Annotated in this window: 19 protein-coding genes; 2 read left to right on the forward strand and 17 right to left on the reverse strand. The window is 41.4% G+C overall.

Annotation, left to right across the window (positions count from 1 at the left end):
- Positions 1 to 44: 44 nt before the first annotated feature.
- Together nrdR and ACLGGO_RS01045 are read left to right on the forward strand one after the other, a co-directional pair.
- Complete coding sequence (gene nrdR, locus ACLGGO_RS01040) at positions 45 to 617, forward strand: transcriptional regulator NrdR (protein WP_446417949.1); 573 nt, start codon at positions 45 to 47, stop codon at positions 615 to 617.
- A 263-nt stretch (positions 618 to 880) separates the two neighbouring features.
- Positions 881 to 1,858: a 30S ribosomal protein S1 gene (locus ACLGGO_RS01045; protein ID WP_446339827.1), complete on the forward strand. Its 978-nt coding sequence runs from the start codon at positions 881 to 883 to the stop codon at positions 1,856 to 1,858.
- 115 nt (positions 1,859 to 1,973) lie between these two features.
- Here ACLGGO_RS01045 and ACLGGO_RS01050 read toward each other — a convergent pair whose 3' ends face one another.
- The 17 genes from ACLGGO_RS01050 to ACLGGO_RS01130 all read right to left on the reverse strand — a co-directional run bounded on the left by ACLGGO_RS01050 (position 1,974) and on the right by ACLGGO_RS01130 (position 22,854).
- The gene (locus tag ACLGGO_RS01050; protein WP_446417950.1) at positions 1,974 to 3,158 is read right to left on the reverse strand and encodes a glycosyltransferase family 4 protein; all 1,185 of its coding nucleotides are present in this window, start codon (positions 3,156 to 3,158) and stop codon (positions 1,974 to 1,976) included.
- On the reverse strand, positions 3,155 to 4,306 hold the full coding sequence (locus ACLGGO_RS01055; RefSeq protein WP_446417951.1) for a glycosyltransferase family 4 protein: 1,152 nt from the start codon (positions 4,304 to 4,306) through the stop codon (positions 3,155 to 3,157). The genes ACLGGO_RS01050 and ACLGGO_RS01055 overlap by 4 nt, the downstream gene beginning before the upstream one ends.
- A 63-nt stretch (positions 4,307 to 4,369) precedes the next feature.
- Positions 4,370 to 4,753 carry a DUF2304 domain-containing protein gene (locus tag ACLGGO_RS01060; protein WP_446417952.1) on the reverse strand — a complete coding sequence of 128 codons (384 nt, stop codon included), beginning with the start codon at positions 4,751 to 4,753 and terminating at the stop codon, positions 4,370 to 4,372.
- Positions 4,754 to 4,808: 55 nt separating this feature from the next.
- Positions 4,809 to 5,510, reverse strand: a complete 702-nt coding sequence (locus tag ACLGGO_RS01065; protein WP_446417953.1) for a glycosyltransferase family 2 protein — start codon at positions 5,508 to 5,510, stop codon at positions 4,809 to 4,811.
- Positions 5,511 to 5,584: 74 nt separating this feature from the next.
- Positions 5,585 to 7,099, reverse strand: coding sequence for a B12-binding domain-containing radical SAM protein (locus tag ACLGGO_RS01070; RefSeq protein WP_446417954.1), 1,515 nt, complete (start codon positions 7,097 to 7,099; stop codon positions 5,585 to 5,587).
- Position 7,100: 1 nt separating this feature from the next.
- A complete protein-coding gene (locus ACLGGO_RS01075; RefSeq protein ID WP_446417955.1) occupies positions 7,101 to 8,528 on the reverse strand; it encodes an FAD-dependent oxidoreductase in 1,428 nt (475 codons plus the stop codon).
- Positions 8,525 to 9,418, reverse strand: a complete 894-nt coding sequence (locus tag ACLGGO_RS01080; protein ID WP_446417956.1) for a class I SAM-dependent methyltransferase — start codon at positions 9,416 to 9,418, stop codon at positions 8,525 to 8,527. Before ACLGGO_RS01080 ends, ACLGGO_RS01075 begins: the two co-directional genes overlap by 4 nt.
- 57 nt (positions 9,419 to 9,475) lie before the next feature.
- The gene (locus ACLGGO_RS01085) at positions 9,476 to 11,173 is read right to left on the reverse strand and encodes a hypothetical protein (RefSeq protein ID WP_446417957.1); all 1,698 of its coding nucleotides are present in this window, start codon (positions 11,171 to 11,173) and stop codon (positions 9,476 to 9,478) included.
- 127 nt (positions 11,174 to 11,300) lie between these two features.
- Positions 11,301 to 13,385, reverse strand: a complete 2,085-nt coding sequence (locus ACLGGO_RS01090) for a hypothetical protein (protein WP_446417958.1) — start codon at positions 13,383 to 13,385, stop codon at positions 11,301 to 11,303.
- A 79-nt stretch (positions 13,386 to 13,464) separates the two neighbouring features.
- Complete coding sequence (locus ACLGGO_RS01095) at positions 13,465 to 14,169, reverse strand: glycosyltransferase family 2 protein (protein ID WP_446418003.1); 705 nt, start codon at positions 14,167 to 14,169, stop codon at positions 13,465 to 13,467.
- Positions 14,170 to 14,179: 10 nt separating this feature from the next.
- Positions 14,180 to 14,752, reverse strand: a complete 573-nt coding sequence (locus tag ACLGGO_RS01100) for a class I SAM-dependent methyltransferase (protein WP_446417959.1) — start codon at positions 14,750 to 14,752, stop codon at positions 14,180 to 14,182.
- Positions 14,749 to 15,102, reverse strand: a complete 354-nt coding sequence (locus ACLGGO_RS01105; protein WP_446417960.1) for a hypothetical protein — start codon at positions 15,100 to 15,102, stop codon at positions 14,749 to 14,751. Before ACLGGO_RS01105 ends, ACLGGO_RS01100 begins: the two co-directional genes overlap by 4 nt.
- The gene (locus tag ACLGGO_RS01110) at positions 15,086 to 16,999 is read right to left on the reverse strand and encodes a methyltransferase domain-containing protein (RefSeq protein WP_446417961.1); all 1,914 of its coding nucleotides are present in this window, start codon (positions 16,997 to 16,999) and stop codon (positions 15,086 to 15,088) included. The genes ACLGGO_RS01105 and ACLGGO_RS01110 overlap by 17 nt, the downstream gene beginning before the upstream one ends.
- A gap of 26 nt (positions 17,000 to 17,025) precedes the next feature.
- On the reverse strand, positions 17,026 to 17,967 hold the full coding sequence (locus ACLGGO_RS01115; RefSeq protein WP_446417962.1) for a class I SAM-dependent methyltransferase: 942 nt from the start codon (positions 17,965 to 17,967) through the stop codon (positions 17,026 to 17,028).
- 19 nt (positions 17,968 to 17,986) lie between these two features.
- Positions 17,987 to 20,299, reverse strand: a complete 2,313-nt coding sequence (locus ACLGGO_RS01120; protein ID WP_446417963.1) for a glycosyltransferase — start codon at positions 20,297 to 20,299, stop codon at positions 17,987 to 17,989.
- A complete protein-coding gene (locus tag ACLGGO_RS01125; RefSeq protein WP_446417964.1) occupies positions 20,296 to 21,513 on the reverse strand; it encodes a class I SAM-dependent methyltransferase in 1,218 nt (405 codons plus the stop codon). Before ACLGGO_RS01125 ends, ACLGGO_RS01120 begins: the two co-directional genes overlap by 4 nt.
- 51 nt (positions 21,514 to 21,564) lie before the next feature.
- Positions 21,565 to 22,854, reverse strand: coding sequence for an ABC transporter ATP-binding protein (locus ACLGGO_RS01130; RefSeq protein WP_446417965.1), 1,290 nt, complete (start codon positions 22,852 to 22,854; stop codon positions 21,565 to 21,567).
- Positions 22,855 to 23,203 lie beyond the last annotated feature (349 nt).

The following is a 23,203-nucleotide window of genomic DNA, read 5'->3' on the forward strand; positions in this document are numbered from 1 at the left end:
GGCTCAACTTTCTGTATTTAACCAGTCTCTAAAGACTTGCTACTATGCGATGCCCCTATTGTCAGCACACCGACAGCCGCGTTTTGGAGTCTCGTTCAACAGAAGCAGGACAAAGTGTTCGGCGTCGTCGGGAGTGTTTGCTTTGTAAACATCGCTTCACGACTTATGAGCGGATTGAATTTGTACCGATTACTGTCCTGAAGCGGGATGGCAAGCGGGAGTCCTTTGACCGTTCTAAGTTGTTACGGGGAATGGTGCGGGCTTGTGAAAAAACAGGAATTTCCCAACGACGCCTCGAAGCGATAGTCGATGAGATTGAAGCGGAAGTTCAGCAGCACTATGGACGGGAGGTCACCAGCAATGAAGTGGGTGAGTTAGTCCTGCGCTACCTGCGACACGAGAGTGAAGTGGCGTATGTCCGGTTTGCCTCAGTTTATCGAAAGTTTCAGGGCATTCGGGATTTTATCGAAACCCTAGAGCATCTCAGAAATGATGCTGAACTAGACAACCCAGGGATGCCGCCTGTACCACCAGCTATCCCGGAGGATTCGGATGATTCGGAGACATCAGCCTCCCTGGTTACTCCCGCGTCAGAGGAGCAACAGGTTTTACGGTGAGAGGCGCTAAACCATTATCAGATAGAGGTTTTATCATTTTAGGCTACCCGTATATCCGATTTCATGAAGTTTTGTGTACTTCTCGATCTCAACAGGGCGCTCCAGATTGAGTTATAATTACCTGTCTGGACTTTATTAAATCTTTTAAAATAAGGTTAGGTTGAGACAAAGCAATGTAGGTGTAGGTGGCACAATACCGACGTGCGAGTACATCGACAGGAGGCATAGTCATTACGGAGATTAAACAAGGAAACACAACGCACATGCTCAGTCAGAAAACAAATACAATAGATATTGGCTTCACTCACGACGATTTTGCCGCCCTCCTCGACAAGTACGATTATCACTTTAGCCCTGGTGATATTGTCGCAGGTACAGTATTCAGTCTGGAGCCAAGAGGCGCTCTGATTGACATTGGTGCTAAAACCGCCGCTTATATTCCCATACAGGAGATGTCAATTAATCGGGTTGACGCCCCGGAAGAAGTATTGCAGTCAAATGAAACGCGAGAATTTTTCATTTTGACTGACGAGAATGAGGATGGACAGCTAACCCTTTCCATTCGGCGCATTGAGTATATGCGGGCTTGGGAGCGGGTACGGCAGCTTCAAGCGGAAGATGCGACAGTTCGTTCTCTGGTTTTTGCCACAAACCGAGGTGGGGCGCTGGTTCGCATTGAAGGGCTACGGGGCTTTATTCCCGGTTCTCACATCAGTACTCGCAAACCGAAGGAAGATTTAGTGGGCGAAGAACTGCCGCTAAAATTCTTAGAGGTAGACGAAGACCGAAACCGTCTGGTTCTCTCTCACCGTCGCGCTTTGGTTGAACGCAAGATGAACCGCTTAGAAGTCGGTGAAGTCGTCGTGGGTTCGGTACGGGGTATTAAGCCTTACGGTGCATTCATTGATATTGGTGGTGTGAGCGGATTGCTACACATTTCGGAAATTTCTCATGATCATATTGACACGCCTCACAGTGTCTTTAATGTCAATGATGAATTGAAAGTGATGATCATTGACTTGGATGCTGAACGCGGTCGGATTTCTCTGTCAACGAAGCAGTTGGAACCTGAACCGGGAGATATGATCAATAATCGGGATCGAGTCTACGAGAAGGCAGAAGAAATGGCTCAGAAGTATCGGGAGAAGATGCTGGCACAACAGCAAGGCACTAATCCTGAATCTCCAGAGCCAGAGTATGAAGTTGAAGAAGAAGAGTTTGTATCAGCGACGGAAGAGTAATCACGGCGTAAGGACAGATTTATCTAGTTGTGGGGGGAGAGGGGAAGCAATAAGACCCACGCCATAATTTTTAATTTGGCGTTGGGATACAGTGGACTTCCCCACCTCTTTTTTTTTAACTGTACTTTTGCAGGACTTCAACGGTTTTCTGTCCGGTTTTTGCCCAACTAAATTGGCGGGCGCGTTGGAGTCCGAGGGTGCTAAGGCGCGATCGCAGTTGGGTGTCGATGGCGATAGAGTCCATAGCCGTCGCGAGTTCTGAGGTGTTGTAAGGGTTCACCAGGATAGCCGCATCACCTGCGACTTCTGGGAGGGCGGAGAGGTTAGATGTGATTACCGGAGTGCCACAAGCCATGGCTTCTAGAACCGGGAGTCCAAAGCCTTCCCAGAGACTGGGAAAAATGAGTGCGATCGCGCTGTTGAGGAGGATGGGTAGTTGGTTGTAGGGAACGTAGTTGAGAAATTTAACCTGATGGCTTAAACCGAGGTGGTTGGCTTGGGATTGAAGTTTAGGGGTGTAACGTCGATCACTGGACCCAGCAATCCACAGTTCATAGTCGCCGCAGTTGGGAAGTGTGGCAAAGGCGTCGATCAGTCGGTGTAGGTTTTTATAGGGATCGTGACGTCCAAGGTAGAGGAAGTAGGGGTTGGGGTGGGCTGATGTTGCTTCGTGGGGCTTTTTGGGAAACGCAGAGGGGCGCAGAGGGTGGCGCAGAGGGACGCAGAGGGGGCGAAAGTGGTTGGTGTCGTAAGCTAGGGGAATGGGCGTGATTTTGGTGGCGGGGATAGGGTAATAGTCGGTAATGTCTCTGGCGGTGGCGATGGAGTTACAAAGAATGTGTTGGGCTTGGTTGAGGACTTGGGGGATGTAGTAACGGAAGTAGGGGGTGAGGGGGGAGTTAGGTTTGGGAAAGCGTAGTGGGATTAGGTCATGAACCATGACGACATAGCGACAATTGCTATTAAGGGGGGCTTCGGGGATGGGAGAAAAGAGGAGGGGAGATTTTAAGGTGTGGTAGAGGCGGGGAAGTTGGAGTTGAGTCCATAAAAGCCGACGGAAGTGACCTTTTGTTCCTTGGGCGGGGCTGAGATTGGCGGGAACAGGGTAGCCGATAAAGTCAGAGGCGAGGGGGAAGTGGTTTGAGGCGAGGGGTGAAATCAGCAGGGTGGGATTCAGGGGTTTTAAGTAGGGGAATACGTTGGCAGCATACGTGGCGATGCCAGTGGGTTGGTAAAATAGAATGGAGAGGTTGATTAAAAGGGGGGAAGACAAGGTTGAATAAGCGATTGAGGAATTCATGAACTGAGTAGAGATTTATAGGCGTTTAAGGTTGCTTTCGCCGTTCTTTCCCAAGAGAATAATTTAGCTCTTTCTTTGCCCTTTTGAATTAATTCCTGGCATAATTGGGTGTCACTGATGATTTTTAAGATAGCGTCGGCTAACTGTATGGGATCGTTGGGATCAATGAGAAGGGCAGCATCTCCAGCGACTTCGGGGAGAGAGGAGGTATTGGAAGTAACGACGGGTGCTCCTAGGGTCATGGCTTCGAGAACCGGAAGACCAAAGCCTTCGTAGTGGGAGGGATAGACAAAGACATCAGCTTTAGAGTAGAAAAGGGCAACATGTTCGTCTGAGAGGTAGTCCAGATGATGGATATGGTGATTCCAGGGAGAGTTCTCCATGGCAGCAAATATGGGTTTATGATGCCAGCCTTTTTGACCGATGAGGATTAGATGATGCTCAATTTTATGTTTTTGTTTGAGGTAGTTAAAAGCAGAAATTAGAGTAGTAATATTTTTTCTCGGTTCGATGGTGCTGACAAAGAGGATATAAGGGTAGGAGAAGTCGTAGTTAACAGATGGGTTAGAGGGAACAAATACATCAGAAGCGTAGCGGCTGGCTAGGGGCGTGACGTGGATGCGGTCAGGATTTACGTTGAGATATTCAATAATATCATTTTTGGAACTTTCGGAGATTGTGATCACTAAATCTGTCCAAGTTAGACATTTTTTTACGCGCTTTGAATAGGTCTTAACTACGGAATCAATATAATCAGGATATTTAAGAAAGGTCAGGTCATAAATTGTCAGTACTTTTAGACTATTCGGATAAGGAAAAATGGTATAGTTCGTCCCATGTATAATTGTGGGAGAGTCCAGCTCATGTCCGAGATGGCTTGAGAAAATGTAGGGAAAGTAATCAAGAAGAATGTTAGTAATTCTAACGGGTAAAGGCAGAAAATAGCGGTTTGAATAGCGAGAAAGTGACTTGGGAAAGTCTCGGTGGAGGCGTAGCCAGTTTCTGAGTCTAGGTTGGTAGATTAATGCAAGTTGAAAATTTTCTTGGTATTGGATAGGATAAAGATAATGGATTAGGTTGGCTACGTAAAAACTGATACCACTGGGCTTACTGGATAGAGGAGTAACATCAATTCCAATGCGATACATAAATATTCATCAACTTACTTAGTTTAATTCCTTTGAGATTCAATACCTACTACACAATCAAGCTTATTCTTCGGATTTCTTGTTTGAAATAACCTGCCTTAATTCAATCTGTTGTTTGAGTAAACTTATTTCTTGAATAAGAAGTAAATTTAATTTTTCTTGTTTGTTGACTTTGATTATTAAACGATAAAGATAGATAAAAACACAAACAAATAAGCCTGAAAATAGTATGATGAAGGGAAACTCAACCCCAACTATACGAGCTAAATATACTACAAGTTTAGGGGTAAAAACAAATATACCCGGAAATATTGCTAATGAAGAAAGCAGGAAAAAATCGGATAAATCTATCGTATTCTTAATTGTTTTTTTTAGCAATACAAATAAATATATTACAATAAAGATTAGGACAGATACGACGGTCTGCGGGGTCGGGGTATAATTCATCGTTTAAACAAGCGTTTTATTCATCAAGAGCTTCTATAAATAGGGGATGAAATAGTTATAGATGTCGTCCCATTCTCACTAAAATTAAATATCCAATCACTCGGATCATATAGAGAAAGGATTTTATTCCAGTAATAGAACTAAAACCCTGCTCTCTTGAACGCATATTTACAGCAATTTCCCGCACCTTAAGACCCCGTTCAAGGGCTACAGCCAATGAAATCGGTTCGGGAAAATCATGGGGGTATTCAGTGCTAAATAATTGAATGGCTTTTCTATCCATCATCCTTAATCCACTGGTCGGATCGGTGATTTTATGCTTAAAAAGCCATTGAATGACCCGGCTAATTATCTTAATTCCTAGGCGGCGTTTCCAGGTGGATTTAAACCCTTTTTCCCGAAGAAAGCGAGAACCAATAATTAAGTTTGCGGGTGACGTTAGGTAGCTTTCCATTAAACGGTAAACTTGGCTAGGAGGATGTTGACCATCGCCATCAATTTGAACACAGAGTTCATAATTGTGTTGTAGTGCATATTTTATCCCTGTTTGGACAGCACCACCAATTCCTAAGTTAGTTAATAGCTTCACACAAGGAGACAAGTGACGCGCTACCGCATAAGTATTATCTTGAGAACCATCATCAATAACTAAAGTATCATAGGCAAGCTTTAAGTCTTGGATTTCACGGAGGAGCTTACCCACATTATTTTCTTCGTTATAACATGGAATAATTAAGATGGTGCTAGGATGGGTCATGGTTACACCAATCGACGCTCTAGAACGAAATAGAGGACAAAACTGAAGTTAATAATTCTTGAGCATAAGCCAATCTAGAACGAAATAGAGGACAACAACTGAAGCCAATAATTCTTGCTCATAAGCCAATAGATAAATAAAACTCTGCGGGGTAAGTTCTCCATTTTGGTGCGGGGTGTTCCTAACACCGCTCTAATTCCTTGTAACCAGAGTCCAGCTCCCCTTTTTAGCTTCTGCCAAAAGAAGATTTGAATCAGCTTGCGGCGACGGTGTTTTAACTCCTCCCATCCTCGTCTTCCTTGGGGACTAAAGCTGGTCAAAGTTTCTGAATCATCCAGTTCAATTTTATTTTGACGATGTAATTGACTCCCGGCTAAAGGGGCGACAATAAAGATAGCAACTTCATCGAGTCCAGCCAGAACCATTGCGCGTAAATAATTACAAGATAATTCATAATCAGCTACCGTCTCGGCGGGATGACCCACTAAAAGACAGGCTTGAGTGTAAATTCCATGACGATGACAGGCTTCGATTAAGGCTAAACCATGAGGATGGTTAAAGGGTTTGCCAATGGCTTTAAGGACAGCCGGACTACCGGATTCAGGGCTAATGGAAATGTAACGACATCCAGCTTGAGCATAAAGGGGAATTTGCTCTAATTTTACGGTTTCCGCTTTGGTGCCACTGACAAAGTAGAAAAATATCCCGGCTTGGCGTTCAATCAGAAGTTGGCATATTTTATGCCATCGGGAATGTCTCACGGTGGGATTAAGATCCTCAACCTGAAAATGACGGACATTAAATCGATCGCGCAGCACGATCATTTCTGTCACCACTTCCTCCGCCGTGCGATCGCGCCATTGCTGGTTATTGGTTTCGGGAACCACGCAGAAGTCACACGGATAGGGACAACCCCGTGATGTGAGTATCGGGAGGAAGCGTCTGGTTTTCGGTCCATGGGAATAGGGAATCGACCAATAATTATTTAAATGGAATAAATCCCAGGCGGGAATCGGATAGGTGGGATGCTTTTCCACTTTCCGCCGCAAGATATGACTAGGGGGTTGGTTTGACACGATCACGTTTTCCGGAACAGGAACAGTTTGGCGATCCTGTAAGTAGGTGCTAATTTCATGCCAATTCCAGTAGAGTTCACCACATAGAAGTGCATCCACACCCGCATCAAAGAAGTCCTCAGCCAATTGAGAAACTGCATAAGCGGTAACGGCTTGGGAATTTTCCAATACCGCGATCGCACTTTGAGGGTGAGAGTGGCGCAAGTCCCGAATAATCGCCAGAATTTCCTGATGAGACATGACTGAGATCGCGTAAATTATCACCAGATCGGCTTGCTCAATCTCAGGAGTGTAAAGAAACTTCGTGAAAGGCTCACCTTGCAGGTAATGATCGCGCCTGGATTCCAGGGTGGTAGGCGAATTGCCAAAAAGGTCAATGACACAGATAGGATATCCTTGTTCCCTGAAAAACGCAGCTAAAACTGCAAGTTCAAGGGGCAAATAGGGGACTCCAGAACCCAGGAAATCTCCTTTTTGTACCGCCAGTCGTGGAGAGATTAACGTGATTTTCATATTAATCAAGGACTGGATAATGACTGGTTCTTTCCCGTTCCTGTTTCCAGCTATACTCCTGCTGTCCTGTCATTTGCCGAATCAGCCATTGAGCCGCACCGTAGCCAATGTCCATCGCATCTAACGTGCCAATATAGTTAAATGAACCTTGACGACCGATGGTGCGAAAATTAGCGAAGTGATCCAGTTGATTAAGAATCCCGTCTAACACAGGCTCAAACCCTGACTTATAGACAGGATAGGACGAAGGGAGACGGATGACCCGTTGATCAAGTATGGAAAATCCCGTATAACCCATATCTTTTAACCCCTGCTTAGCTAGGGCGATTAAGTCGCTGTCACAGCATTGACTCATGGCTCTGGTTTTTGATCCCATCACCTCACAACAAATAATACTACCCCCTGGAGTCATCTGTGGATCAAACGATTCCTGTTCGCTAAGCCGATGAAACACGATGTTTGAGTCCGGAACAAAGATCCAAGACTCATCCAACAAGCTCGGTTGGTCTATCTTTAAAAATACCAGGATCAGGTCGTTGAGCTGAATAATCTCCTGCATCCGAGCCGTTGTCGTTGGCTCAAGCGCATCACCCATGAGTTCGGTTAGTTTGAGTAGGGGGAGTGTAGACACCACCCAGTCATCTGGGTTCACCTGAATCTGTTGGACTGATCCGGTGACGCGATCGCGATAACGAATCCTTTGGATGGTATTATTTTCAACACTAAGGTGACACACTTCCTGATTCAGCCGATACTCACCTTGGTGGCTGGTTTGAGTCGCGATCGCCTGCCACAGTTTTTGTAGTCCGCCTTTAGGATAGCGAAATTCTAACGCTTCAAAATTACTCGATTGGCTAATTTTGAGCAATCGCTTAACCAATTCCGTTAGGGATGGGGTTTGCACTCGTCCCTGAGACAGTTTGACATCTAATTGGGCTGGATCATCCCATAGTTTTAGCGCAATCGGTTTGAACAAGGCGTCATAGAGCTTTTTCCCTACCCGCCCCTGCAAATCGGCTTCAAAGGTTAGGGGACTTTTTGAGGTAACCACAGAACTAATCTGAGCCAGTCCATAGTCCCAAACCATTACCGAAAACGAGGCTAACCCATAAACCTGAATTAGTGAAAAAGGTGAGGGGGGATAGGGCAGAAAGTGACCGCCCATAAAAATACTACTTTTCTTGGGGCGAGTCAACCAGTCTTCAGGAGGCAAAAGGCGTTCGACTCGCGTCATTAAGTCTTGATTGAGTGTAAAAATTTTATGGGGACCTAAGTCATGAAAGCCGTTTCCTGACCAATGAATGGTTTGGGCGAGTCCTCCCAAACTCGACCCCCGTTCAAGCAGAACAAAAGAGGCGTTGCTATCTTGGGTTAAACCGTGAGCGAGGGCTAGCCCAGCCGGTCCACCGCCGAGGATATAAACTGTCATGGTTTAACTCGCGCCAGAGCCGTGGTTTGACTGGCATAATAAGGGATCGGAATCTGTTGAATCAACCGGGGGGTGAGTTGTTTCAATATCTGACTCAACGGAATTTTATAGAGGATTGCCATATCTTCCAAATAGCCAAATTGTAACGTTTGCCAATAGGGTTGAAAATGGAACACCTGAAAACCCGTGCGTTGGCAAATCGTGCTAAGAGTCTGGCGGGTAAAGTGATGCAGATGGACGGAAATAATCCACCAAAATCGATGACCTGCTAATTTTGCCTGCCAAGTGCCGATATCGGGATAATTAATCAGCAGAATTCCTCCTGGCTTGAGTAATGTTTGAATTTGCTCAAGTGCAGCTTTTGGATGGGTCAGATGTTCGATCACATCCCAAAGGCATACTAGGTCAAATGATGCCGATTCAAAGGGATGATTGTCCAGAGTTCCCTGTTCTATCTTCAGTCCGCGTTTTCTCCCTTGTTCGACTAAAAACTGTGAGGGTTCTAATCCCACAGCATTGTAACCAAACCGTTGAGCGGCTTCCAAGAACGCTCCCCCAGCCGTACCAATATCCAGAACCGTTGCGCCTTTTGCCGGAATCCGAGAACCCAGGGATAATAAGGTTCGAGAAAAGCTTTCGACGCGCATCGGATACTGACTATCATGTCCCGATTCTTCAGATAGTAAATACCCTTGTAAAATAACCGGATCAGGAAAACGGGGAGTTTCATAAATCATGCCACAGTTTTCACATTCAACCAGCCGTTGAGTACCCGGAACACCTGAGGCGGCGCCGTAAAGCTTCTGGGGATCTTGAATGTCTATCCAGGGTTCATACTTAACCTTGTTTTGATTGGAGTCACAGACAGGACAGAGAACTTCAATTTTCATGACTTAGGATTTGCTATTATTAAGTCAATTTGGCTAACGTCTTTGGCGATAACACCTCTATTTCTGAGAAGGTGGCGGGGTAAATTGCCACGAAATAGGCATTTCTGGGTCTGGGGTTCCCGCAAATCCCATATTAATGGGATAAACATCGACTTGATAACGTTCTGAGCAAGGAAGCAGCGTGAATGACTGATCTGGACTAACAGTTGTTGCCATCCTTTTTCCCGTTGAGGGACAACTTCCGGCAACTATATAACGTTGGTTAGGGATTTTTATGACTTGTCCTTGATTGTTATAGCTGTTAACATTTAAGGAACAGATAAGACTCTGGCAATTCTCCTCTAACTCTATTTTTTTTATGTGCATTTTTTCAAACTCCCAAAACCCTGTATAGTGAACGATTATTTGTCCATATACTACAGATATTAGTATAGGTAAAATACACACATAGACTAAACCTTGAGAAAAAAAGCGACGACTTGATGAAGGTAAAAGAGTTGGGGAAAAGTGCCAGGGTCCTGCTACTAATGCCAGGCACCACGTTACTAACATCATGTTGCGAACCACCCCATATTTTAGATGCGGACTGCCAAAAAGCGGACTTCCCAGATAGGCAACCGTTAAGATTAATCCAGTAATTAAAGGAATTACAAAACTTGCTTTTTTTAGTAGACTTTTAATATTTTTTTTATATCCATAAAATATTAATAGAGTAAAAACGGCTGGTATGGCATAGATTAAAAATGGGACTTGTAATAAAAAAGGCATTTTAAAAACATCAAAGTTAAACCCAAAAATTAATGGTTTGATTTCGTAGTTTTGATTGAAACTAAAAAAATTTGGATCGATAAAGACTTGAACAAATTTAACTAGAAAAATATCCGGGTAAGTTTTATACATTTCTTTTAAAACAGGATGATTATCTCTCAATCCAAAATAGAGTAGGCTTATCGCTTTTTGACGAGTAACAATTTGGCTGGTTAAAAAAGTTGCCAAAGAGGATAAACCTAAGACAATAGTATATTTTATGACTTGAAAATAATTAACTCTATACTTTATTTTTTTTAGTGTTACTATAGGAGACATCAGCGCTAACAATAATAACCAAGTGCCTATACCTAATAGTAAAGCAATTCCTTCAAATGAACGAATTTGTAACAGGAGCCCTAGGGAAAAACCCAAAAGACTCAAGCCAAATAATGTTTTTCTAGAATGTCGTTTTTTATAACTGTCTTCAATATAAAAAATTAATAGCATACAAGATATGCCCATCAGCGTAGCCGGAAAATGAGACCAAGGAATATCTGAAAACGATACAAAGTTACTTGAAAATATTACAGTTATGGTATAAATAAAAGCAATTAAATTTGACGTTTTAATTTTTGAATTCATCGATAAAGTTTCAGGGATGTCTTGGGGTTTATTTAATGCATGATTAATTAAAAAAAATGCTGAAATAAAAAACACTAAAGTCGTTAATATAAATGATAAGCGATTAAGTAAGACTAGAGAATTTTTTGGATCTGTAGAAAAAAGCTTAGTTACAAGAACGCCTAAAGTTATATAGCCAGATCCCACAAGACCATTTTCTACTGAACCCGACGATTTTCCTGACAAAACGTCTTGAAGTGCCTTTAAAAAAACACTTTGATCCCACCAACTCAGTTGCACAATCTCTCCTTGACCAGAATCAGGTAGGATTAGGACAATTAGCAAAAGTAATACGGCAAAAACTAATGTAGTATTGATTTTCATGGCTTTAACCCGATTTTATCGAATTTTACAGATTATTTGACTACAATCTGCAAATTATAGGGATTGTCATAATTTTATGGAAACATAAGAGCTTTTAGAATTTATAACGTAATCCAATAGCTCTCAATTAGTATGTTTGAGGAGGAACAACATCCATTGGAATTACTGGATTATTGGTGTTTTTATCATTAAACCAAGCTACATCCTCTTGAACCATAGTCAGAATAAGTTGATATTTTCCAGGCGTTGGAGGTGTACGGACAATTGCATTTACTGCAAAGAAATCTTCGGGTGAAACATCCCAAGGTAAACTTGTGCGATCGCCATCTCCATCAAACTCAGCTAACTTGCCATTAGCATCTATCCAACGATAAGAGAAATTCGTTTTATTCTTACCTTCTTGAGTCCATATAAAATTACTTTTGTTTTCAACTAAAGCTACTATTTTTATAGATGAGCTTGTATAAACAGAATTTGAGGGAATATCCAGAACAGTTATACCCTGAGAAAATGATTTTTTGAGTGGAAATTGAATTGTAGCAGAGGTGAACTTGTTTGAAAAACTGTTAGTTTCTTGTACAGCATACTTGGAAATCAGACTATCAGTTTTTTCACCTAAATTAGGAGAGATCATACAAAGTCTTCCTTGAATATTTTTACTAGCTATATCAAGCCAATGTAAAATCCTTACTGTATCCATCGGTTCAGTAGTCGTTCCATAGTTTGGTGGCTGATTCCCAGAGTAGCCATTAACAACTGGTACATTAGCTTCAATACCAGCCCACATTGCTGTTAACTGATCTGCCCAAAAAGGTCTTGCCGGATTCAACGATACATAGGCAAAATCGCAGTTAGTCTGCATTAAGTCACGAAGTTCTGCAACTTCTTCTATCCAGGGAGCTTTTTCATAGTTAGGTAGGTTTAAAACAATTTGCTCTGACACGCTGACAAGGCAAATAAAACTTACTATTAGCAAACGCAAATATTTGCTATTTACTAATATCTTTAAAAGAGAATCTGCATTTAATAAAACTGCAATAAATAAATAAAAATAAGCAATAGTCCATATTCTACTCACGGCTCTAATAACAGAAGCTCCAGGTACAACTTCATAAATAATTCGCCATAAAGATAATCCAAAGGGTAAACGTAATGATAAACAGAATATTATAATAAAAACAATCAGACAGATTTTAATAATTTTATATCTTTGAATAGTTAATAAAGACTTTAACCGGAGAATTGTGTATATAGATAGTCCAGTCAAAATAATCAATGTCAAGCCTGCGAATAAATGATGTTCATGTTGCATGGGTAAATCACGGGAAACCCAACCTAGCAAGGATGACCACAGACTACCTGGTGGAACGGAAAACCAGGAAGAAAGTCGTGGAATCATTGTATCTACATCTGAATAAGATCTTCCTCCTAAAATTAACTTGGCTTTCAAATAAGGGAATAAGGTAAAAACTGTTAATGCTAACCAGCCCAAAGTAATGCTAATAGCTTGTTTATGACTCTTTTTCCAGTAAGTTATAAAACGATGTCTGGCTTCAGATTCTAGTTTATAAGCTATGCCCAAAAATATGGGTAAGCTAAACATTAAAAACCATCCTAAATAAATCCCCGACAGAATTTGTAAATAAGTGAGTAAGAGTAGTAAAAAAAGCCGTTTTGAGGTCGGCTTTTTCATAAAATTTAATGCCGTTAGGAAAACGAAAGGCGTAAAAAACTGGGGAAGTAACTGCTGATGCCCAATCTTGACAATTCGAGGCATACTGAAGGCAAATAGGAAACCCCCTAAAGCACTGAGTCCATGACCTACGTTGAGTTTTTGCATCAGGAAAGCAAAACTAACAAAATTAGCAATACAGACGGCAATCATCCATAGCTGGAATGCAATATCTGATGAAAAAAATGCTCTAAATAGCCAATATATGGGGGCTGAACCAAAAAGATTTTCAGAAAAAGCCAATACTTCTTTGTATGGAAAAAAGAAGGTGGGTGACCATACATCCCCACTATAGTCACTGTTAACTAGTAGTTGAAAAGAATGCTCTAAAAAATAATTATTAAGTCTTGTGTCTCCCGGGTCAGTTTGCATCAGCGAAAAGCCACTGACAAGCGTCGGGTGGAATGCTATCCAAACTCCTATGCCACATAAAACAATGTATGGAAATAATGATTGTAACTTTAAAAAAAAGTTTTTCATGAAAATCAAGATAACTTTCTCTACGCCAGAAATTGTCAATAAGATGTAATTTCTGTAAATAACTTATTTAATAAGTTATTCATCTTCCCAAATCTTTCACCAAGAGGTTATACTTTATAATGCAATAAATAGCCCATATACCATCTCTCCATCCTATCTTTTTACCTTCCTTATAAGTACGACCATAATAGGATATACCAACTTCGTAAATACGACAATTCATTTTCGCCACCTTTGCCGTTATTTCGGGTTCAAAGCCAAATCGATTTTCTTGGATTTTGATGGATTGAACAATCTCTCGTCGAAATGCCTTATAGCAAGTTTCCATATCGCTTAAATTGATATTCGTGAGCATATTCGACAAGGTGGTTAAAAACTTGTTGCCTACCATGTGCCAATAATACACGACTCGGTGAGGTCTACCTCCTTGAAAGCGTGAGCCAAAAACGACATCGGCTTTATCCTTAAGGATAGGATTGATCATGAGCGGATATTCGTCAGGATCGTATTCTAGATCAGCATCTTGGACAATTACAATGTCTCCAGTTGCAGCAGCAAATCCGCTCCGTAAAGCGGCTCCTTTGCCTTGATTTTTTCGATGGTAAATGACGCGCTCAACCTGCGCTTCTAATCTTGATTGTAGGAGTTCTCGTGTACCGTCTTTTGAACAGTCGTCAACTATGATAATTTCAACATCTCTCATGGGAGATGCTTTTACTGCTTCAACCACTTGACCAATCGTTCCTACTTCGTTATAGCAAGGTATGATAACTGATAGTTTCATTTTCAAATAGTTACTCCTTTTTCGTTACAGTACAGAAATTATTCATTCCAAACTGGAAATATTGGTGTTGAAAATTTTGGAATCCAATTTCACCTATCAATACTTTTTCAAGAGACTTGCGAGTATAGTATCTTTTATGATCTCTGATTTCTGCTTCACTGACTATCTTTAGTCGATAAGCTAAAAACTCTAGTATAGGTTGAGACCAGATAGATGGAACTGTAATTATAAGCTTACCTCTAGGGACAAGTATTCGATATATTTCTTTTAAAATTTCCTTTTCATATTCAATATGTTCCAAAACGGCAAGCATTGTAATTACATCAAAACTTGAATTATCAAAAGGCAAATGATTATTAAGTTTTAGTTGCTTTGTTGTAATATTGCCCGATTGATAAACCTGAACTTTAAAATCTACACCTACTCCATATTTTATATGACTAGATATAGACCTTAAAAAAGTAGCTGACACACCACAACCAACATCTAGTAGAATAGAATTTTGAGGAATATGGGGTTTGACTCTCCTTAATCTCATCCATCGCAGCAGTGGTTCTAATAAAGGTTCTTTTATTTTTTTCATTGCTTGAATCCTATTTTTTTATTGTAAATAAGTAATTGATTCACCGCTATAGTGAAAATCAAGAAAATGAAAATGACAACACCAACTAATTCATGGTTTTCTAAATAGCTAATTCTAAACAGTAGTCCTTTCCATGTCCATATTAAACATATGATAAGTAGATTGAGATCATGGTCTTTGATTAGACTGATAGTCGCTAATACATAATGAGGCTCATCACCTGTGGGAGTTCTATGGCTTACCAAAGCATAGTAAAAATATGCAACTAATACAATCAATGCAATAATTAATGAAGCAAATGGTTTGACTTTGGTTCGGTACAGTTTATTAATTTTAGCTATAACAGTCATTTTTAGGAATTATACTTAAATAATCACAATCTATCTTAGACCAAACATAGTGGCTTTTCACAAAGCGTTGCCCTTGTAATCCCAACTGATAGCTGACGGAGTTTTGGATCATGCCTACAGCCACGAGAAATTCATCCTTATTCTTATACCAAAGTCCCCCTTGCGCCCGCCTACACTGTCCGACTAAAACATCGCATCGCCCATTAACTAAAACCGGCTTACCCACAGCCCAAGCTTCTAACAAAACCAGAGAAAGACTTTCATAAGGCGAGGGCATAACTAAAGTATCACAAGCCGCGATCGCATCCCACTTGGTTTGCTCATCCACAAACCCCAACGCGAGGATATCTGGATGCTGGGGAATCGGCATAGCTGGCTTTCCTAGTAAGACTAACTTTCTGGGTTTTGTTTCCTGCGATCGCAACTCCATGAAATAACCAAACAACTCCTCGCATCCCTTAGACGGATCGATTCTGCCAATATACAACAAAAATGGCTCATCAATTTTATAGTTGTGCCGAAACGCTGCTGCACTATAAACATCGGGGGGTTCTACCGCCACTCCCACAATTGGTCCTTCACACTTAGCATTGGGAAAGCGTGCTTGTATCAAATCCCGTTCTTCTGGCGTATTGAAGATAAACCCACAGGGTTTTTCAAACAACCTATCCCACATACTCAGATATAGCGTCCACTCATTATGAGCTAAAGGCGCTAAATACGCTTTTTGAGCCACCCAGGGTAAGATAAAATAAGTCGTCGCATATAAATACGTGAAAAAGATAAACGCATCATACTCATCTTGATACGCTTTGACATAGTTGATCAGGTCAGGGGACCAGGGTCCTTGAGCTTGCATCCAAGCCTCCTGCTCCTTTAGCGAGACCGTTTTGATCCGAGCGTAAATTTTATCAGATAACCGATTGAAACTGGCGATATCTCTGGGTTTTGCTACCGGAAAACGCCGCACTTTTACACCCAATACGTCTGAAACTCCTGGCGAATAGTGATTCTGCCAAGTCATATAGTCCAAAGCACAAGTTGTTAGGATTTCTAAATCCCAATACTGAGACATCCTTTGGGCAATCTGAAGACAGAGCGATTCCGCCCCCCCATTAACCTCCAATCCGCAGCGTTGAACAACAAAGGCAACTCTATGCATTTTTTGAGCTATATCCCAAATTTCTTTGACCTTGATATCATTTTCAATGACCTTGAAATTTCGCATTTCATGTTGAGATTGGGACATTTTTGAGTGATTTTCTCCTGGCTCAGAAAAACCCACAATTCCACCTCGCTTTAAAATTCGACAAAACTCTTTGATTATGTGATCAGGATTGGGGACATGGTGAAACGCATCAAAACAGAGGATGCGATCAACACTTTCATCAGCAAGAGGTATTTGTCTCCCATCAAATAGGATAAATTCTGGCTTTGGCTGAACTCCTATAACAGGTTGGCGATTGTATAGTTCTTGCCCAATTTTGAGCGCTGTATTTGATACATCTAGAGCAATGACGTGACAACCGACTTGGGTCAAATATCTAGAAGTCCAACAGGAGCCGGAACCAAAATCAAGGACAGTTATTCCCGGAACAATTTTTAATCCCTGTAAAATCTGACTGAAACATAGGAGGAGTTCTGGAGTTTCATCAATAGAAGCAAAAGGCTTGATTAAATGGTACTCCCAATTATTCAATCTTGCAAAATAAGCTTCAGCTGCTTCATTAATTTCCTCTAAACTTAACTGCTTTATTATTTGTTTGACATCAATAAGCTCACCCGATTGTTTAACTTTTAATTGATCCGTGAAGTGAGTTGTTTGTAACTTTGATTTTTTAGGACTAATTTGGCGCAATAATCTAATGGCTTTATTTAAATTTTTTATCACGTTCATTGGCAATAAAAATGGATCTATAGAAATCACTCTAGTTGGTCTTCAGGATAACTTCGGTATAAAAAAGCAGGCTTTTTCTTCCCGGCTTTTTGCTGGTTTAGCGCCCGCACAAAAATATATTGTCCCAAATCCGGTTCTCGATATTTCAAAAAAGGTTGTAATTGAGCGACTGAGCAGTAATGATTGGCAGAATTTTCATGGACATCAGCCGTAAACATTGAGTCTATTGTAAACCCCATATAATTAAGTAACAAATACAACTCGTGCTTATTATATTCTCGATTGTGTCTGCCATAATATCCATAACCAGAATAGGGATCGTAGATATTAGCCCCGGCAATCATTTTACTAACATTTTCTAAGCGACTGACATTTGGTGTTGTCAATATTAGCACACCATTGGGCTTTAAGACTCGTTTTATTTCCTGGAGAACGGCAACAGGATCTATAACTAAGTGTTCAATGATTTCACAAAATAAAACACCTTCAAATTCGCCATCTTTAAAGGGGAATTTATCACATTCTACGTTAAAGTGAAAAGAATCAAATTTTATTGAACATTCTTTGCCCGTGTTAAAATCTTTGTATTTTACTTTTTGGACGATGCGATCAGTAACAGGAGAACCAAAATAGTTGGCTAATACTAATTCTAGTTGAGTAAATTTTTTGAGGAGTAGAGTTGTGAAGTAGGGATTAGCGCCCAATTCTAAACACTTACCCGATAGATCTCGAACTAACCCGTAGGTGTAGACAAATCGTCGAAAATCTTGATCACAGTAATTCGCCATTTCCTGAGCCGGAGCATCAGCAACTAAAACCGACTTTAAGTAATTTCGGAGTTTCTGCTCACTTACTCCTTCGGGCAAAGGCAATTCGGGACTCAAATGGAAGACCGTATTTGGCGTTCCATTTAATTTATTTTGAAATTTATATTTTGTTTTTTTTAAGAGTTGAGTAATTGTGTTCATTTATTCAATTTGATAGCCTTTATAGTTTACCACAGAGATCGAGTATATGTTGATTAATTACAGATTGTATAAAAGAATTTCGTCTTTTCTGTTGAGCTTTGAGTACAGTTCTTCGTAATCTGGGATCTTTGACCAGTAACTTGGCTAACGCAGCAACTTGAACTTGATCATCTTTAGTCGTAAACAAAATTCCCGCTTCGTCCAGGGTTTCAGTAACTGCACTACTTTTATATGCCAAAACCGGAACATCAAACCACATCGCTTCCACGAATGGCACACCAAACCCCTCGTGTTCACTCATTGACCAGAATAGGTGTGCTGTACGGTAAAAGGCAAGCAATTGACTCTCACTAACAAGTCCTGAAACTATAACATAATCCTTTACACCGAGTTCTTGTATTTTATCCAGGAGGTAACAGTAATACGGATCATTGATATCTCCCCATCCAGCCAGAATTAGCCTCGCCTGTTGATCCATCGTCAGGTAATGGTAGAATGATTCTAGCAGATGAGTCTGGCATTTATTGGGGGCAATACGACCCACAAAAAGCAAATTGGATTTTCCATCCTGTAATTGCTCCATCAACGTAGCATCTGCGGCCATATCCCACTTGCTTGGGTCTACGATTATAGGCAAAACCCCTGGCTGATCAAACCCAACGGCTGCGAGTTCCGCTGCATTATAGGCAGAATCTCCTACAGATAAGGGAAAGTGTTGAGCCAATTGATTCAATTCAACACGTCCTTTTTCTAAAAGTTGTGCAAATTCGGGTCTATAGGGTCGAAAAAACTCCGCAGGCGTGATATTATGATAGACTAAGCACTTTGAACCCGGATGCGCGATCGCATAGTCGGTGAGTTCTGAGCCGATCGAATGGTGGTAGATGATCCCAGCTTGCTCACTAATGTTATTGGGCTTGAATAATTTGGCTTCATGGGCAACTCGCTCATCAATATAGCGGACAAAAATATCGGATTGATAACCACAGCAACGCAGATAATCTCGAATAGTTAACGCCTGATTTGAGATGGCATCCCCATAGGCTAAATTAGGTAGAAGTTGATGGATTTCCTTAAGCTTTCCCCCTCTTGTTGGCTGTAGAAGCTGGTTGACAGGTCTAGATAAACCCAGGGCGACTTCATAACGTTCAATAACTTTATCCCATACAGCATTTTCTTTGGCATAAGCTTGACCCCTAGTCCCATAGCTTAACAATTCTTCCCCTGCCATTTGATCAACTTTGGCAAATAATTCTGCCCATTCTCCCTCACTCCCCGCTAACCAACCCCCTTGACTGGCTTCTACCGCCATCGCCGTTGCTAAACAGTCTCGATTCGCCGCCACAGGTTTCCCGTAAAACCAGGCTTCCATGATTACACGGGAGAAGCTTTCATTACGGCTGGGTTGAAATAATCCGATACAGTGGGTAAGTAATGCGGCTTTTTCCGGTTCACCTACTAAACCTAAATCAATCACACCCTGTTCTGAGTGATCATAGGATTGATTACCTGAACCAGCCAGGACTAATTTCAGGAGCGAATTCGGATAATTCTGTTTGAATCTGAGATAAGACTTGACTAAAAGATTAGTGTTTTTTGTGGGATCACGACGCCCTAAGTAAAGCACAAAGCGTTCTGGATGCTCTTTGTCTCCTCTATTTACTAAGTTTTGAGCCTCATTCTGACTAACTTCTATTCCTTCCCCAATGACTAAAGTTTTGGAAAGAATGCCTGGACCATATAACCGCCTTGCCAGTTGAGCTTCGCCGTCGCTATTAAAGAATAAACCCTTTGCCTGATGAAAAGTATTCGCAATTTCTGATAGATAGGCATAAACTTCATCATGTAAACAGGGCTGCAAAAAAGCCTTACTCGCTACAATATGCAGTCCGTTTAAGATAACACCATAAAGATAAGGAATAAATAGAAACGCTTGATAGGTTTGGTATTTTTTGGATATATAATTCAGCAACTTGGGAGAATTAATATTTTCCGAGCAGAAAATAGCCGATTCTCCAGATTTAACGGGATTGACCCCAGGTTTAAGTTGACAAGGGGGTAAACTTAGCATAACGCGATTAACCTGATCAAACGCCGCGCGATCGCGACGACTCACCGGAAACCGCCGAATAAGAAACCCAGACTCCCGACTAACTCCGGCTTTGAGATGGTTCACCGCCCAGTCATCATGAAAGGAACGACAGCAGGTGGTTAGCACTTCAATTTTATGACCCCGACGCGCCAAACGGGTAGCTATTTGCCACGCTTGTTGCTCGGCTCCTCCTGTTAAATTCTTACCAAACCAAGGTGTTACGATAGCCAGGGGTTTCATGGTTTGTACCCAATCACTGCATAATCTTGTGAACCATAGAAATACTCATTAAAACGTTCTGCAACTTGAGAACCACTCAGTTTAAACGATTCGCCATAAGGATGGAGGTTGATAATGTCTACTTGTTCCAATCCGCAGTGTTCTAGCATAAATTTCACTAAAGCACTCGGTAAAGGTTTGAGATGACTGGGATCAAGGTAGAAATTATGCGTTCCCACTAAGACATTTTGAGGATTTGGGGTTTCAAATAGGACTAACCCTCCTGACTTTAACACTCTGACACTTTCGTTCATCAAATTCATTAATACAGGAAAAGGTAAATGCTCGATCAAGTGAAATCCTGTAACTGCACCCAGGCTACCATCAGGTTTAGATTGTAGATAAGTTAATGCATCCGCTTCGATAACATCAAGCTCTCTAGTTTTACACTGCTCCAGCATAATCTGACTAATATCTAAACCCTGTGCCACATATCCCGCATCTCGCAGTAACTCTACCCATTCCCCACGCCCACATCCTATATCCAAGATAGGCGAGTCTTGTGTTCCAATCTTAGCTTCAGCAATTCGGGGTAAGTAGACCTTTAATCGAGCCAATATTTCCTCTCTACTTCCACGAAAATGATCTGTAAGTGCTCCATAAAACCCATCGAACAAGCCTTTTTCTTCTTGGAAGGTTTGCAGTTGATCTGAAGTAAAATGTTCAGGTAACCAAGGACGTGTCTCATCTAAAAAACAGGCAATTATTTGCTTTTGTTGAGTTAAATCATTTTTGATACTACTGTATTTTTTAAGATGACGCTCATCCATGGACTTAATTTGATCTTGAAGAACCGCGATTTGCTGGTTCAACTGTTGATTCAGGGCTAGCGACTCTCTCAGAGCTTGAATTAAAGAGAAATTAACAGCACGTTGCTCTTTAAAGAGAAAGGTATAAAGTTTCAAAACAAACCTCTGCAAATCTCGGCTGATTGTAAACGGAAAACGATTCAGTTTTTCCGGAAACTCTGTGCGAACTTGAGACTTAGATTCGGCATTATTGAGTAATGCCTGTATTTGGGAAATAATCCGCAGGTTGATGCCATTATTCGGCTGCAAATTAATGCCAGTAGATTTTTCTTTCCATAACGGTTTATTCTGAAGTTTTGCTACCTCTTCCCGAACTTTTTTCATTAATTCGTCAACATCAATTTCTGGGTTATTTGCTTCAATCATACTTACTAACAGGGAAGAAACTTGAGTAATTTTTGGGTTAAATTTTTGAAATTATGGGGTCAGACAAAAAACAGCCTCAGGTTTGACCTGAACCTCGGCTTGCAAATCGACGACGCCTTCACAATGATTGCCATTGCTCACTTCAAACACGACTAAATCATCAATCCAGTCATAACTTAACCCTTCTTGAGAATGAACTCCTATGGTTACTGTATAAATTCCCTTATGTAAGTTACAAGGAATTTGAAATCCTACACTCAATTCTTGTCCCCTGTCAAGCTGGGGCAATTGACAGTTCAATAATTGAGTATTCGTGCCATACATAACCAACCCCATTAAGTTTCTAATGGAAATACCAATAACCAAATCGGATAGATTTGCATTAACGGCTAATTTTACCTGAATATTAAACCGAGAACCCGTTTCTATCGTCTCTACCTTGCGGTTATAGCTATTGGTAATATTGACCTCATTAATTACGGCAATTCGGGTACCATGTCTGTATTCATGTAATTCAGGTAGGGTTCGGTTTGATGAAGTTTCGGGTTGGCAATGATTGAACTCTAGCCTTTCTCTAGGCGAAATAATTTGTTGATGATTACAGGACTTATCTGAACTCAATAGCGCTGTATAATGATCAATAACTCGTTTAGGCTGACCCACCTCAATGATTGAGCCATAATTTATCAATGCCGCACGAGTACAAAGCATTTTAATGCTGGCTGAATCGTGGGAAACAAAAAGAATGGTTACGCCTTGCTCTTTAAGCTGGCGAATTCGTTTCATGCAACGCGCTTGGAACCGAGCGTCACCGACGGCAAGAGCTTCATCTATGATTAGAATAGTGGGATCAATATTTGCCACCACAGCAAAAGCTAGGCGAACAACCATTCCACTAGAATAGGTTTTCACGGGTTGGTCGAGAAAATCACCGATATCCGCAAAAGCCGCAATGCTATCAAACTTTGCTGCTATTTCTTCCCGACTTAAGCCGAGAATTTGACCATTAAAAAAAACATTCTGTCGCCCGGTAAACTCTGGATTGAACCCACTCCCTAACTCCAATAAGGCGGAAACTCGACCATTAACCCACACCTCACCTGTCGTTGGTGTCAGCGTTCCGGCTATGATCTGTAGCAGGGTACTTTTCCCTGAACCATTCTGTCCCACAATACCCAAAGTCTCCCCTGGGGCAACTTCCAGGTTGATATCGCGCAATGCCCAAAACTCTTGGGCGCGGCTCTTTCCTGGCAGTACTATTTCTTTGAGTCTATCGAGGGGACGGTTATAGCGCTTATAGCACTTGGAGACATTTGTCAATGAAATCGCTATCTCACTCATCACACCATTAGGGTTTTAGCAACCTCTAGAGGACATCAGCTGACGCTAATCGCGTCGCTGTTCAATTCACACACCACACTAAAACACTACCAAATAAACTTACCTAGCGCACCTCGCTAGGTCTTGGGAACAAGTCAGAACACAAAATGTTCTTGGAGGTTGGGTAGAGCGTAAGCGTTACCCAGCCGACAAAGGTAATATGCTCCTATGGTCTTGCCATTACTGACCGCTGCTTACCCCGTGCAGTTCCAACATCTTTAAGACTTACACAAAGATGCTTCCTCTGCCTGCTTAGGGTTAGTAGCACGCTCGATAAGCATTTGGGCAGTGCCTCCACCCTTGATATACC

This window comes from Coleofasciculus sp., from assembly GCF_046565525.1.
In the GTDB taxonomy this organism is placed as follows: domain Bacteria; phylum Cyanobacteriota; class Cyanobacteriia; order Cyanobacteriales; family Coleofasciculaceae; genus Coleofasciculus.

Excerpts from the sequence above, each read along its gene's own strand:
- ACLGGO_RS01055 (WP_446417951.1), bottom strand. The coding sequence starts at position 4,306 with ATGTATCGCATTGGAATTGATGTTACTCCTCTATCCAGTAAGCCCAGT.
- ACLGGO_RS01125 (WP_446417964.1), bottom strand. The coding sequence starts at position 21,513 with ATGATTGAAGCAAATAACCCAGAAATTGATGTTGACGAATTAATGAAA.
- ACLGGO_RS01080 (WP_446417956.1), bottom strand. The coding sequence starts at position 9,418 with ATGAAAATTGAAGTTCTCTGTCCTGTCTGTGACTCCAATCAAAACAAG.
- ACLGGO_RS01070 (WP_446417954.1), bottom strand. The coding sequence starts at position 7,099 with ATGAAAATCACGTTAATCTCTCCACGACTGGCGGTACAAAAAGGAGAT.
- ACLGGO_RS01130 (WP_446417965.1), bottom strand. The coding sequence starts at position 22,854 with ATGAGTGAGATAGCGATTTCATTGACAAATGTCTCCAAGTGCTATAAG.
- ACLGGO_RS01120 (WP_446417963.1), bottom strand. The coding sequence starts at position 20,299 with ATGAAACCCCTGGCTATCGTAACACCTTGGTTTGGTAAGAATTTAACA.
- ACLGGO_RS01060 (WP_446417952.1), bottom strand. The coding sequence starts at position 4,753 with ATGAATTATACCCCGACCCCGCAGACCGTCGTATCTGTCCTAATCTTT.
- ACLGGO_RS01085 (WP_446417957.1), bottom strand. The coding sequence starts at position 11,173 with ATGAAAATCAATACTACATTAGTTTTTGCCGTATTACTTTTGCTAATT.
- ACLGGO_RS01075 (WP_446417955.1), bottom strand. The coding sequence starts at position 8,528 with ATGACAGTTTATATCCTCGGCGGTGGACCGGCTGGGCTAGCCCTCGCT.
- ACLGGO_RS01050 (WP_446417950.1), bottom strand. The coding sequence starts at position 3,158 with ATGAATTCCTCAATCGCTTATTCAACCTTGTCTTCCCCCCTTTTAATC.
- ACLGGO_RS01065 (WP_446417953.1), bottom strand. The coding sequence starts at position 5,510 with ATGACCCATCCTAGCACCATCTTAATTATTCCATGTTATAACGAAGAA.
- ACLGGO_RS01045 (WP_446339827.1), top strand. The coding sequence starts at position 881 with ATGCTCAGTCAGAAAACAAATACAATAGATATTGGCTTCACTCACGAC.
- ACLGGO_RS01110 (WP_446417961.1), bottom strand. The coding sequence starts at position 16,999 with ATGAACGTGATAAAAAATTTAAATAAAGCCATTAGATTATTGCGCCAA.
- nrdR (WP_446417949.1), top strand. The coding sequence starts at position 45 with ATGCGATGCCCCTATTGTCAGCACACCGACAGCCGCGTTTTGGAGTCT.
- ACLGGO_RS01090 (WP_446417958.1), bottom strand. The coding sequence starts at position 13,385 with ATGAAAAACTTTTTTTTAAAGTTACAATCATTATTTCCATACATTGTT.
- ACLGGO_RS01115 (WP_446417962.1), bottom strand. The coding sequence starts at position 17,967 with ATGAACACAATTACTCAACTCTTAAAAAAAACAAAATATAAATTTCAA.
- ACLGGO_RS01105 (WP_446417960.1), bottom strand. The coding sequence starts at position 15,102 with ATGACTGTTATAGCTAAAATTAATAAACTGTACCGAACCAAAGTCAAA.
- ACLGGO_RS01100 (WP_446417959.1), bottom strand. The coding sequence starts at position 14,752 with ATGAAAAAAATAAAAGAACCTTTATTAGAACCACTGCTGCGATGGATG.
- ACLGGO_RS01095 (WP_446418003.1), bottom strand. The coding sequence starts at position 14,169 with ATGAAACTATCAGTTATCATACCTTGCTATAACGAAGTAGGAACGATT.